This window comes from Myceligenerans halotolerans, assembly GCF_054782975.1.
This window is the reverse complement of sequence record NZ_BAAGRL010000044.1, coordinates 1-12,925: the sequence shown is the minus strand read 5'-3', so window position 1 is coordinate 12,925 and position 12,925 is coordinate 1. Positions and strand designations below refer to the sequence as shown.

Annotated in this window: 8 protein-coding genes; all 8 read right to left on the bottom strand. The window is 71.2% G+C overall.

Annotated elements, in window-relative coordinates:
• On the bottom strand, nt 1-2,260 hold a 2,260-nt coding region (locus ACYVK5_RS21720; protein WP_460708058.1), incomplete at its 3' end, for a beta-galactosidase.
• A gap of 210 nt (nt 2,261-2,470) precedes the next feature.
• Complete coding sequence (locus ACYVK5_RS21715; protein WP_460708057.1) at nt 2,471-4,870, bottom strand: rhamnogalacturonan lyase; 2,400 nt, start codon at nt 4,868-4,870, stop codon at nt 2,471-2,473.
• Nucleotides 4,871-5,013: 143 nt separating this feature from the next.
• Entirely contained in the window at nt 5,014-5,847 is an 834-nt protein-coding gene (locus tag ACYVK5_RS21710; RefSeq protein ID WP_460708056.1) for a hypothetical protein, read from the bottom strand.
• A gap of 2 nt (nt 5,848-5,849) precedes the next feature.
• Nucleotides 5,850-6,746, bottom strand: a complete 897-nt coding sequence (locus ACYVK5_RS21705) for a carbohydrate ABC transporter permease (protein ID WP_460708055.1) — start codon at nt 6,744-6,746, stop codon at nt 5,850-5,852.
• Nucleotides 6,746-7,702 carry a carbohydrate ABC transporter permease gene (locus ACYVK5_RS21700; protein ID WP_460708054.1) on the bottom strand — a complete coding sequence of 319 codons (957 nt, stop codon included), beginning with the start codon at nt 7,700-7,702 and terminating at the stop codon, nt 6,746-6,748. Before ACYVK5_RS21700 ends, ACYVK5_RS21705 begins: the two co-directional genes overlap by 1 nt.
• Nucleotides 7,699-9,048: an ABC transporter substrate-binding protein gene (locus ACYVK5_RS21695; RefSeq protein ID WP_460708053.1), complete on the bottom strand. Its 1,350-nt coding sequence runs from the start codon at nt 9,046-9,048 to the stop codon at nt 7,699-7,701. The genes ACYVK5_RS21700 and ACYVK5_RS21695 overlap by 4 nt, the downstream gene beginning before the upstream one ends.
• Before the next feature lie 1,008 nt (nt 9,049-10,056).
• A complete protein-coding gene (locus ACYVK5_RS21690; RefSeq protein ID WP_460708052.1) occupies nt 10,057-11,241 on the bottom strand; it encodes a DUF6807 domain-containing protein in 1,185 nt (394 codons plus the stop codon).
• Nucleotides 11,238-12,377: a Gfo/Idh/MocA family protein gene (locus ACYVK5_RS21685; protein WP_460708051.1), complete on the bottom strand. Its 1,140-nt coding sequence runs from the start codon at nt 12,375-12,377 to the stop codon at nt 11,238-11,240. The genes ACYVK5_RS21690 and ACYVK5_RS21685 overlap by 4 nt, the downstream gene beginning before the upstream one ends.
• Between the last annotated feature and the right edge of the window lie 548 nt (nt 12,378-12,925).

Here is a 12,925-nt window from a genome sequence, read left to right as displayed (position 1 = left end):
CGGCCGGGACTGTCAGGGCACCCTGGACGGCCTCGCCGGTCAGGAGTTCCCTGCCGCCGCCGGTGTCCGTGTCCGCGCCGGTGTCCGTGTCCGCGGCGGTGTCCGTGTCTGTGTCCGACGACGGTGCGGGGCGCCCGGCGTCGACGGTGACGTCCGCGTCGGTGTGGTTGATCGCGAAGACGAACTCGGCGTCGTTGGCGACACGGCGCACCACCTCGACGCCTTCCGGGAGCGCGACCGGCGGGAGCACACCCGCCTCCTCGGCGACGCGGCGTGCGATGTGGGCGACTCCGTCGTCGGACAGCCGGGTCGCGACGTACCAGGCGGCGCCGGCCGAGGAGACCGTGCCACCGGATCCAGCCGGGGCCGCGCCGGCGTCCGACCCGCCCGAGCCCGTCAAGCCCGTGGAGCCCGTCGAACCCGTGGAGCCCGTCGAACCCGCGTGCGGAACCACCTGCGACATCGGCGCCGTGCCCGGGCGTCCGCCGTCGGACACGATCGTTCTGCGGGTGATCGCCGGGCGGCCTGGCAGCGGGCCGTCGTCGTAGGCGGCGACGACCTCGACGCCGTCGGCGGCCGTCGACTTCTCCGTCCACAGGTCGGCGGTGAGGCCGCCGTCGGGCAGCGACGCGCCGGAGAGGCGGACCGACTCGCCCTCCTGGAGCGGGAAGAACTCCTCGGTCCGGACGCCCAGCAGGTCACGGTAGGCGCCGGGGTACCCGCCGAGGCGGATGTGGTCGTTCTCGTCGGCGATCCCGGAGAAGTACGTGACCAGCACGGTCGCACCGCGTTCGGCGGCGGTGCGCACGCGGGCGGCGTCGGCGTCGGACACGAGGTACAGGTTCGGCACCACGACCAGGTCGTAGCCGTCCAGGTCCCGCGACGGCGGCACGATGTCCACCGTCACCCCGAGCCGCCACAGCGCCTTGTACCAGGCGAGGACCTGGTCCGGGTACTCCACCTCGGTGGGGTGGACGTCCTGGTCGCAGGCCCACCAGGCGGGCCAGTCCAGGACGAGCGCCGTCCGCGCCACGACGCGGGAGCCGCGCACCTCCCCGAGCGCCTTGACCGCCCCGCCGAGCGCGACGACGTCCCGCCACAGGTCGGAGTCCGTCCCCGCGTGCGGCACGAGCGCGCTGTGGTACTTCTCGGCGCCCGCCTTGCTGGCGCGCCACTGGAAGAACATCACGGCGTCGGACCCGCGGGCGACGTGCGACAGCGAGTTCCGCAGCATCTCCCCCGGCTGCTTGGCGCGGTTGCGTGTCTGCCAGTTCACGGCGCTCGTGGAGTGCTCCATGAGGATCCACGGGTCGCCGCCGGCGATCCCGCGCGCCAGGTCGGCGCTGAGGGAGAGCAGCATGTGCCGGTCCGGGTCCGCGGCCATCGTGTAGTTGTCGTTCGCGACGACGTCGAGGTCGCCGGCCCAGGAGAAGTAGTCCATCTCCTTGTGGCTGCCGGCCATGAGGTTCGTGGTGGTCGGCACGTGCGGCGTGATCTCGCGGAGGGTGTCGCGCAGGTCGCGGTAGTAGTCGAGCAGCGCGTCGGAGCTGAAGCGGTCGAAGTCGAGCCGCTGGGTGGGGTTGGCGAACGCGGTGGTGTCCAGCGGCGGGAGCACGTCGTCGAACGACCCGTACCGCTGCGACCAGAACGCCGTGCCCCAGGCCTTGTTCAGCCCGTCGACGTCGCCGTAGCGCTCGCGCAGCCACTCTCGGAAGGCGTCCGCGGCAGCGGGCGAGTAGTCGCGCGGGTTGTGGCAGCCGATCTCGTTGTCGACGTGCCACAGCGCGAGTGCCGGGTGGTCGGCGTAGCGGCGCGCGACGCGCTCGGCCATGGCGACGGCGTAGTCGCGGAACACCGGGTGGTGGATCGAGTAGGTCTGGCGGGAACCCTGGTGCAGGACCGTGCCGTTGGAGCTCTGGGGAAGGATCTCGGGATGCTTGCGCGTGAACCAGGGCGGGACGGCCGCGGTGGCGGTGGCCAGGGCGACCTTGATGCCCGCCGCGTGCAGCCGGTCCATGGTGGTGTCCAACCAGGCCCAGTCGCGTTCGCCCTCACGGGGTTCGATGGTCCCCCACGCGAAGATCGCGAGGCTCACGATGTTCACACCGGCCTCGCGCATGAGCTCGATGTCCTCGAGGCGGACGTCGTCGGACCACTGCTCCGGGTTGTAGTCCCCGCCGAACGCGAGGCCGGCGAGCCCGGCGTTCCAGGGCCGGATCCCGGCGGGGTCGAAGCTGCTGGGAGAGGTGCGTCGTCGCATGGATGGATCCTGTCTCGAAACGGTTCGGGTCGATGTCGTGCCGGCGGCCGCCGGGACGCACGCCGCCCCACCCGCCTCGGGGCGACCAAGCCACGACACCCGCACGACCACGCCATTCCGGCCGATGGTAACGTCACCATTGGTCAGAATGGCGTGGTCGCGGCGCCGGCGCCGGCTGCGCAGCCGCACGGGCCACGCAGCCGGCAGGCCTCAGTCCCTCGCGTTCGGGGGGAGCGGGACCGTGCTCCAGTCCGTGTCCGTGGCCAGGTAGAAGCCCGGGTACGACGGCTGGTTGTAGGTGGTCTGCTGGCGTGCCACCTCGACCCGGTACTGCGGGTCGTGCATGAGCGTGTGCAGCTTGATGTCGGAGACCTCCGTGGACAGGTACAGCCGCAGCGCCGACGAGTCCTCCGTCCGCACCAGCACCTCCTCGCGCCAGTCGCCCAGCACGTCAGCGACGAGCGCCGCGTTGCCCTTGGTGTGGTTGTTCGTCAGCGTCCCCTCCAGGGTCCGCAGCGTCCCCCGCTGCCGGTCCACGATCGCCGGGGTCGCGTCGAGACCGCCGTTCAGGATCTGCGTCGAGCCGTCGCCGGCCCAGCGCACCGAGGCGTTCGTCCCCATCGTGTCGGACGAGACCGTCTCACCCGTCGCGGACAGGGTTCCCGACCCGAGCGTCCCGTCCGGCATCGACGCCCACACCTCGATACCGGGGACCTCCGGGAAGACGTCGCCGATCATCGACCGGCCCGTGTCCCGCCCGGAGAAGGAGCCGAACAGTACCTCACCGGTCGCGGCGTCACGCATCGCCTGGCCGTACGGGGCCCAGACCCCGCCCTCGTGGCACGTCCAGATCTCCAGGCCCGGCCGTGACGGGTCGATGTCGGCCACGGCCATCGCGTCGCCGTGCCCGAGCTTCCCCCAGGCGCCGGGATCGGCCGACCCCTCCGGCATCGTGTCGTAGGAGGAATACAGCAGCGACCCGTCGTCGTCCAGCGTCGCGGAGCCGTAGACGATCTCGTGGCGCCCGTCGCCGTCGACGTCGGCCGCCGACATCGAATGGAAGCCCTGCGTGGTCAGCGTCCCCCACTCCTCGGACGTCCCCTCGACGCCGTGCGGGCCGTCGTTGAACGGGTTCGACATCGGCGCGTGGCCGGAGTCCGCGTACCAGCGCTCGTGCAGCCGCCTGCCGTCCCAGTCGTAGGCGACGAGCGTGGACCGCGTGTAGTAGCCGCGCGCGAAGATCGCGCTGGCGTTCTCCTCCGGGCCGCCCAGGTGGGCCACGCCCGCCAGGAACCGGTCGACCCGGTTGCCCGGCTCGATCCGGCTCATCGCGTAGTCGCCCCACAGCAGGCCGTCGTCGCCCCGGCCGGGCTTGTAGTCGATCGTCTGCAGGTCGCGGCCGGTGGCGCCGTCGAACACCGTGAGGTACTCCGGGCCCGTGATGACGAAGCCCTCGAACTCACGCAGCTCGTTGCGCCCGGAACGGGCCGGCGCGTAGACGTCGACGAAGTGGTCCGCCGCGGCCTGCGCGTCGTCGTCCGACAGCGGGTACTCCCACTGCGGCTCGATGCCCCACGCCTCCTCCAGCGTGGCGGGCCACTGCCCGCTCGTCACCTCCTCGCGCTCCGACCAGCCGGCGAGCACGCCCATCAGGTACTCGTGGTACTGGTCCGCGGAGAAGCGGTAGTCGTCGGAGTGCCGCACGCCCTCGCGCCGGTCGTCCCAGGGGATGCCGATGTACGACGACGGCCGCGGGTGGCCGTGCCGGTACCGCGTGACCTTCGTCCCGGGCGCGGTCTTGACCATGACCTCGGCGGTCCCGTCGCCGTCGAAGTCGTAGACCGGGAACTGGGTGTAGTGCGCCCCGGAGCGGATGTTGACGCCCAGGTCGATGCGCCAGAGCTGGGTGCCGTCGAGCGTGTAGGCGTCCAGGAGCTGGTTGCCGGTGTAGCCCTTCTGGGACACGTCCTTCGAGTTGGACGGGTCCCACTTCACGACGATCTCGTAGGTCCCGTCGCCGTCGAGGTCGGCGACCGACGCGTCGTTGGCGCGGTACGTGTACTCCTCGCCGGCGGGCGTGACGCCGTCGGCGGGCTTGTTCAGCGGGATGTCCAGGAAGTCGTCGGACCAGGGCCGGGCGGTGGCGACCGAGCCGCCGTGGGAGGAGCGGGCGACGTCTGCGGTGTCGCCGGAGGAGGATGCGGCATGGCCGTGGTGTCCGCCGAGCGGGCGGACCGCGTACCAGCTGTCCGCCGAGCCCTCGGGATCGACGTAGTTCGTCGAGTCGGTGACCGTGGCGATACGACGGCCGTCGCGGTAGACGGCGAAGTCCGGCCCGGCCATGCCCGTGTCGGTGGTGCCGGTGACCTCGGTGCCGAGCAGCCGCCAGCTGAGGAACACGCCCTCGCTGGTCGCGGCCGCGACGAGGCCGCGGTCCAGGTCCTCGAGCACGGCACCCTTGCCCGGCGGGCCGGGGTGCCCCGGCCACGTCGCGGGGGACGACGCCGGGGTGGATGGCGGGGCAGCCTGGGCAGGCAGGCCGACCCCGGTGACGGCAAGGGCGAGTCCGGCCGCGACGGCCGCCCCTGTTCGGAGGGACGAGGATGACATCGTTGTACTCCTTGTCTGTCGGGATATCTGTCGGAACTTGCTGTCGTGACTTCGGCATCGAGGTGCTGCCCGTCGCGACCGGCGGGAGGTCGTCCCGCCGGCGCTGAGGACTCGTGCCGGCCACGAGAACCGGAGAGATCTGGCTAGGAGAGAGCGCGGGACTCGACGGCGATGACCGCCAGGCACAGCAGCCCGCCGACGACGGCGACCAGCGGGGTGAGCATCCACACCAGGACGCCGCACAGGCCGATCGCCACGACCAGGAGGAGGGACCCTGCCGGGTCCGCGCCGGTGGACCGTGCCGCGAGCAGGACCAGGGCGCGGGCCCGCCGGAGATGGTGCGCCGGTCCGTCGCCCTGCGCGGGGGCGCGCCCGCGGTCGTCGTCGGGCCACGCCGTCGGCCCAGCGGCCCTCGAGCGTGCGCCCGGCACGCCGGGCACGCTCGCGGCGGGGGCGCGCCCGCGGTCGTCGTCGGGCATGGACCAGGCTCCCGCGACACGCACGACGACGACGGCCGAGGCGACGCCGACCGCCAGGCTGAGCCAGCGGACGGCCGGGCCTCCGGGAAGCAGGCCCGAGGCCGCGACCTGGACGTTCAGCGCCAGGGTCCCGGCCAGGGCCAGACCCGCCGCGCCCAGGACCCACAGGTCCCGGACCGCCGCCCACCAGTCGCGGACGAACCGTCCGATCTCCGTGCCCTGCCCGGCGAGGTGCCTGCGCAGGTGCGCGGTGCCGGCCGCGAGCGCCGCCGGCACGGTCACCACCGGCAGGCTCGCGACCAGGACGTACACGCCGACGAGCAGGCATTCGGCGAGCAGGGCGAACGTGTCGGCGAAGCTGCGGGTGGGATGCCGTGCACCGGCCGGGCTCGGGGGATGGGCCGGACGCACCGGGCGCGAGCCGCCTGGCCCGCGGACCGGACGCGCCCGGTGCGACTGCGTGAGGGCCGGGAGCGCCCGGCCGGCGGAGGCTCTCATGGTCAGCCCTTCAGCCCTTGCGTGGCGACGCCGTCGACGAGGTACCGCTGGAAGACCACGAAGAACAGGATCACGGGGACGAGTGCGAGGACGGCCATGGCCATCTGGGCCCCGTAGTCGGACACCGAGGTCTGGTCGACGTACGCGCGCAACGCGATGGGCAGGGTGTACAGGTCGGGCTTCTTCAGGTAGAGGAGCGGGCCGAGGAAGTCGTTCCAGGACCAGATGAACGCGAAGATCGAGCTGGTGATGATCGCGGGCCGCATCAGCGGGAGCATGATGGACCGGAAGATCCGGAAGTGGCCGGCGCCGTCGATGCGTGCCGCCTCGTCCAGTTCGCGCGGCAGGTTGCGCATGAACTGGACCATGAGGAACACGAAGAACGCCTCGGCCGCGAGGAACTTCCCGGCGAGCAGCGGCACGTACGTGTTCACCAGGCCCGCCGAGTTGAACATGATGTATTGCGGGATGATCACCACGTGGGTCGGCAGCAGGAGCGTGGCGATCATGATCGCGAAGAAGATTCCCCGGCCGGGGAACTTCACGCGGGCGAAGGCATAGGCGGACACGGTCGCGGAGAGCACGACACCGACCACGCTGAGGACGCCGAGCAGGGTCGAGTTCCAGAAGAAGCTCCAGAACGAGATGCCTCCGATGCCGCCGAAGGCGGTCCCGAAGTTCGCCAGGGTCCAGGTGTCGGGGATGATGTCGATGTTGCCGATGATGTCGTTGCTCGGCTTGAACGCAGACAGCACCATCCACAGGGCCGGGTACAGCACGACCGCGAGCAGCCCGAGGGTCACCGCGTGGAACAGGACGATCTTGCCGATCCTGGCCGGCGGGGTGCGTCGTCGGGTGACGACGTCGTGCGGGGCGTCGCCCACTTGCGTGAGACTCATCAGTTCTCCTCCCCCGAGTAGTGCACCCACACGCGGGACGTGCGGAACATCAGTGCGGTGATGACGCCCACGACGAGCACCAGCATCCATGCCATGGCAGAGGCGTAGCCCATGTCGAACTGCACGAAGCCCCTGGTGTACAGGTACAGCGTGTAGAAGTTCGTGGAGTCCGCGGGGCCGCCGGTGCCGCCGGAGATGATGAACGCCGACGCGAAGACCTGGAACGAGTGGATGGTCTCCAGCAGCAGGTTGAAGAACAGCACCGGGGAGAGCATCGGCAGCGTGATGTTCCAGAACTTGCGGAACGGGCCGGCGCCGTCGACCGAGGCCGCCTCGTACAGCTCCGACGGGATCTGCTTGAGGCCGGCGAGGAAGATGACCATCGGCGCACCGAACTGCCAGACCGCGAGCAGGATCATCATCGGCATCGTCATGTCGGGGTTGCCGACCCAGCCGCCGCCAGGAGCGCCGACCGTTTGCTGGATGCGGTCGACGACGCCGTCGTCGATGAACATCGCCTTCCAGACGATCGCCACCGAGACGCTGGCGCCCACGAGGGACGGCACGTAGAACGCCGACCGGTACCCGCCCTGGCCGGAGAACTTCATGTTGAGCAGCATCGCGACCGCGAGGGCGGCCGCGAGCTTGATCGGCGTCCCGAGGAACACGTACTGCGCCGTGACCTCGGCCGACTTGAGGTACCGCGGGTCGGAGAACATCTCGGTGAAGTTCTCCAGGCCGATCCAGGTCGGCGGGCGGAACAGGTCGTAGTCGGTGAACGCCAGGTAGAGCGAGGCCAGCATGGGCCCGGCCGTCAGGAGGACGAAACCGAGCAGCCATGGGCTGAGGAACGTGTAGCCGGCGGCTATGTCGGCGCGGCGCCGCGCCCCGGGGCGGCGGGGCTGCCGGGGCGCGGCGGCGCGGACAGGCGCGTCGGCGGTGGCCGTGGCGCTCACGGCTCGCCGACGTTGCTCTCGGCGAAGGTGAACCACTGGGCGACGAACTCGTCGACGGTGACGTTGCCGTACTGCAGTTCCTCACCGAGGCGCTTGTACTCGGCCTCGATGGCACCGAAGCCCTCGACCGGGACCGGTGCGGGCTCGGTCACCAGGTCGGCGACGCTCTCCTCGAAGCCGACCACCTGCTCGTCGATCGAGCCGGCCTCGACCTCCATCGCGTCGCGCTGTGCCGCGACCGCCGGGTTGCCCTTGCTGGTACCGAAGATGGTGCCGACCTCGGGGGCGTTGACGAGGAAGTCGACCAGCGCAGCGGTGGCTGCCGGGTGCTCGGTGTTGGCCGACGCCGAGAGCAGCATCGACGGCTTCCAGAACATCTGCGGGCCGTTGTCCCCGGAGGGCATCGGCAGCATCTGGATGTCCTGCTCGGTCTCCGCGACGTAGCCGGCGAGGAAGTTGTCCCAGCTCATCTCCGAGGCGGACTCGCTGACGGTGAACCCGCCGAGCGGTTCGATCTGCTTGGCCTGCTCGATGGGGTAGAAGACCCCGGCGTCGCGGGCGGCGGAGCCGAGCCCGAGGAACTCGGCCATCTGCGCCTCGGTGAAGGCGAGCTCGCCGTCCGCGGTGAACGGATCGGTGCCCTGCTGGATGAGCCACTGGCAGAAGAACCAGAAGGTGGTCGTGTAGTCGCCGGTGCCGTAGATCGCCGGGTCCGCTCCCGCGCCCGCCTGGCTGACCTCCTCGGCGAATGCCGCGTAGTCGTCCCAGGTGTAGCCCTCGGCGGGCGGCTCGATGCCGACCTCGTCGAGCACATCGGCGTTGTAGAAGAGCGCGAGGGTGTTGGTGCTCGTCGGGATGCCGTACTGCACGCCGTCGATCGCGCCTGCGGCGAGGAGCTGCTCGTCGAAGCCCGAGACGTCGAGGTTGGTGCCGATCGCCTCCGAGAGGTCCGCGAGCTGTCCGGTCCCGCCGTACTGCCGCAGATAGGACAGGTCCATCTGCATGACGTCGGGCAGCGAGCCGCTGGCGGCCTCGGTGTTGCGGGCGGGCCAGTAGTCGTCCCACGAGATCCAGTTCGTGTCGACCTCGATGTTGGGGTGTTCCTCCTCGAAGAGCGCGACCGCTTCCTCGTACTTGTTGGCGCGGTCGTCGTCGCCCCACCACGCGAGGGAGAGGGTGATCTCCTCCTCGGAGTCGAGTTCGTCGGCGAAGCCTGCGTTGCCTCCGCCTCCCCCGCCGCCTCCGCCCGAGCAGGCGGTCAGCGCGAGCGCCGCCACCCCCACGATGGCGATCCCTGCCGTCCTGTAGCCGGGCCGCCCACCGGCAGCCGTACGTTCGATCCTCATTGGAGCCTCCTCGCTCGACCGGAGTCAGCATCGACCCCGGAGGTTCGTCTCACAGGTGCGGGCGGAGGGACCCGCCTCGCATGAATTGAAACGATACAACACCATAGGCAAGCGCTGTCCATCCCTGTTGGCGCGTTCTTAGGTGACGATTTGGTCAAGAAGCAGATCTGGCTGAGCGAGGTCGACGACCGGCTCGTCGCACGCGCGGGTTCCCGGCCCTCGTCGCACGCGTGGGTTCCCGGCCCTCGTCGCACGCGTGGGTTCCCGGCCACAGCGCGGGCGCTCCACCGAACCGCAGGATGAATCGCATCAATGCGCGATCTGAACGATTCAACATGCGGCTCGGCGCCTGAAGGCGGGCTCCGGGTGCGGTTCGGCGTCAGGACATGCCAGACAACGTGCGATTCGGCGCCAGCACATGCAGGACGACATGCGGTTCGGCGTCAGGACATGCAGGACAACGTGCGGCTCGGCGCCAGGACATGCGGCTCGACGCCAAGACAAGCCAGACAACATGCGCTTCGACGCCAAGACGTGCAGTTCGGCGAGGTGGCCCGATGGGCGGGATGCCTCAGCTCAGCGCGTCGACCAGACGCGAAGCCGCCCGCACATGCCGTAGCGGTGGGGGCCGGGACGCGCGTCCGTGACGGCCACGGCCCCGCTCATCAAGTGTTCGACGGCGGGGACCGAGCGTCTCGACGCGTCCGCGCCCCGCGAGCGCCACGTAGGCCTCGGTCGACGTGGTGTGGAAGTGCGGAGTGCCGGACCCGCCCGGCGCGTCGGGCGTAGGCCAGTCGTACACGCGGAGATGCGAAACCGACGTCCCGCCGGGAAAGACCGGTGAATCTGCCATATCGATCGCCTCCGTCGATCCGACGGAACCCGCCCAGCCCGTGCGGGCCCGCCTGGTCCATGAGGTTTCCTACGAGCCATGAGCTTGGTTACGGAATCGCCCTCCTTACCGTAAGCAACCTCGTGGCTCTCCTGGCTCGCGACCGAACCGGCCTGCTATCCCAGCTCCTTCCGGCCCATGCCCGCCAGGCGTTCCGCGCGGTCGCCGTCGGACTCGCCGTCGGCCACGACCACCGCGTACTCGAACACCAGCGTCTCACCGGCGTCGAACGGCACCTCCGCGCTGAAGAACGGCGCCGGGCAGATGCAGCAGAACGGCGCGGCGCGCACGAACCACTGGGGCGTCCCGCCCGGGTTCGTCCCCGGATCCACCATGAGCACCGTCGACGCGGCCGAACCGCCCTCAGGCCCGGGTGCGGCGCCGTCGTGCCGGCCGACGACGCCCAGCCACGGGAACCGCTCGCCGCGCACCTCCTCGGCGTCGCCCGTGAAGCCGGGAGCCAGCACCACTCCTTGGGTGAACGACCTCGGCCCGCGCCAGAACAGCCCGCCGTACCCGGCGTTCTCGCGGCCGTTGGTGGTGGGGCTGCCGATGTCGAGCGGGCCGTCGGTCGTGTTCGTCATCTCCGAGCGCCAGGTGAGCACCCACGCGTCGTCGCGCACGCACGCCCGCACGGAGCGCCGCTCGCGCACGACGACGTCCCCGGGTGCGCCTTCGACCGGACCGTCATCGCCGTACGAGCCGTCGGGCCCCGGGGGCTTCCACCCGGCGGGCGCGGCACGCCAGGCCAGGTCCTCGCCGAACCCGGCCGCGCCGCCGTCGGCCCAGACGCTCGCGAACCGCTCGTGTTGCTGGGTGCCGACGTTCGTCAGGTTCTGGTACCCCTGCTCGCGCACATGGGTGGGCCCGCCCCAGAAGTTCCACGGCCCGACGTTCGGCAGCGACCACGCCATGCCCTTGTGCCACACGTGGTCCCAGGGCCGGTAGGCGCTGACCTCGCGACCCCCGGCCGTCCGGATCGGATGGAAGTACGGCCGCGGCGCCTCGTACTGCACCTCGCTCGGCCGGTAGACATAGGTGAAGAGATCGCAGGTCAGCGCGATCCCGTCGTCGTCGAGCCGCAGTGGGGTTCCGCCGAGCCGCGGCCTGCTCCCGTCCTCGTCGAGCCGCAACGCGTCCGACGGCGTGGCGCCCGCTGGGCGGGGGTCGGCGCCAACCCGGCGTGAGTCCGCGCCCACCTGACGTGAGTCCGCGCCCGCTGGGCACGGGCCGTCCTGCGCGCCGCGTCCCGTCTGCCCACTCCCCGGCTCGCTTGTCGGCTCGTTCCCCGGCTCGCTCATCGGGCGACCTCCTCGGCGTCCGCGGGAACGTCCTTGACCGGCCGCCACGCGGGGCCGGATCCGCGCATCGACTCGTAGAACGGGTCGTCGGGGCCGATCTGCCCGGACCGGACCGGCGCGCCCGTGAACGCGGACCGGTAGATCGCCGCGGCCAACTCGAACGTTCCGCGCGCGTCCTCCGCGGTCACGGGCGGCGCCTCGCCCGCCGCGAACGCGCGATAGGTCGGGATGAACTGGGCGGTGTGCCCGCTCGGCAGGGCTTCCGGCTCCGGGACCCAGTGTCGCGCGACGTCGTCCTGGCCGGCGACCGGGGTGAACGTCCAGTTCTCGTCCGAGTACCCGTAGAGGTGGGACAGTTCGGCCGTGGCCTTCTCGGTGTCGAAGCGCAGGTCGGAGGTCTCGCGCGGGGAGAGCAGGCTGTTTGTGATGCTCGCCATCGCGCCGTTCGCGAACCTGACGATCGCCATCGAGACGTCCTCCGTGTCCACGTCCCGGGCCAGTCGGCCGGCCATCGCCGTGACCTCGGTCCACTCGCCGAACATCGCGACCAGCAGGTCGAACTGGTGGATGCCGTGGCCCATGGTGGGACCACCACCCTCGGTGTCCCAGCGGCCACGCCACGGGACGTCGAAGTACGCCGGCGGGCGGAACCACAGGGTGTTGCAGGTCGCGACGAGGGGCCGGCCGAGCGCGCCGTCGTCCAGCAGGCGGCGCAGCCGGAGGGCGCCGGCGCCGAACCGGTGCTGCACCACCTGCGTGAACCGCGCCGTCCCCTGGCCCGTCCGGGCAGGGGCAGCGGATCGCTCGGCCGCGGCGATCCGGTCCAGTTCTGCGAGCGAGAGCACCGCCGGCTTCTCGACGATCACGTGCACACCGGCCGCGAGCGCCGCGAGCGTGGCGTCCAGGTGGGCGCCGGGTGGAGTGCAGATGTGCAGCACATCCGTCTCGGGCAGCGCGTCGGCCAGCGACGTCCCGTGTCCCGGGATGTCGTACTCGGCGGCGAAGGTCGCGGCCCTGCCGGCGTCGATGTCCACGGCGTGCGTGACCTGCGCGGCGATGCCGTGATCGCCCAGCGCGGCGATCGCGGCCGCGTGATGTGCCGCGATGGCACCGGTGCCCAGAATCGTGGCTCTCATTCGGGTGCTCCCTGTCGTCGTCGACTACCCGCTCGATTCGATTCGCGACGACCTTACCTGCGGCCGCCGCCCTGCGGAAAGTGCTTTCCGCGCGCTGGAGGCCCACGGTGTCGGGCGGCTGGACTGGCCTCGGCCGCTGAGCTGGCCTCGGCTGGCCCTGCTGGCCGGGCTGCCCCGGCCAGGCTGAACTACCCGGCCAGGCCGAACTGCCCCGCCAGGCTGGGCTGCCCCGGCCAGGCCGAACTGCCCCGCCAGGCTGGACTGCCCCGGCCAGGCCGAACTGCCCCGCCAGGCTGAGCTGCCCGGCCAGGCTGAGCTGCCCGGCCAGGCTGAGCTGCCCGGCCAGGCTGAGCTGCCCGGCCAGGCTGAGCTGCCCGGCCAGGCTGAGCTGTGGTCGGTCTTTCTTTGAGTGATCGGCAGATTGAACTGCCGATCACAGAAAGACCGACCACAGCGGACTCCGGCTCGTGCCTACTCCGCGGCGGCCTTCAGGACCGCGCCCACCAGGTCGTCGCTCGTCGCCGGAAGCAGGCCGGGCAGCGCGATCA

Bases quoted from the DNA above. Each gene is read 5' to 3' on its own strand.
- ACYVK5_RS21695 (WP_460708053.1), bottom strand. From the start codon at position 9,048: ATGAGGATCGAACGTACGGCTGCCGGTGGGCGGCCCGGCTACAGGACG.
- ACYVK5_RS21710 (WP_460708056.1), bottom strand. From the start codon at position 5,847: ATGAGAGCCTCCGCCGGCCGGGCGCTCCCGGCCCTCACGCAGTCGCAC.
- ACYVK5_RS21705 (WP_460708055.1), bottom strand. From the start codon at position 6,746: ATGAGTCTCACGCAAGTGGGCGACGCCCCGCACGACGTCGTCACCCGA.
- ACYVK5_RS21685 (WP_460708051.1), bottom strand. From the start codon at position 12,377: ATGAGAGCCACGATTCTGGGCACCGGTGCCATCGCGGCACATCACGCG.
- ACYVK5_RS21690 (WP_460708052.1), bottom strand. From the start codon at position 11,241: ATGAGCGAGCCGGGGAACGAGCCGACAAGCGAGCCGGGGAGTGGGCAG.
- ACYVK5_RS21715 (WP_460708057.1), bottom strand. From the start codon at position 4,870: ATGTCATCCTCGTCCCTCCGAACAGGGGCGGCCGTCGCGGCCGGACTC.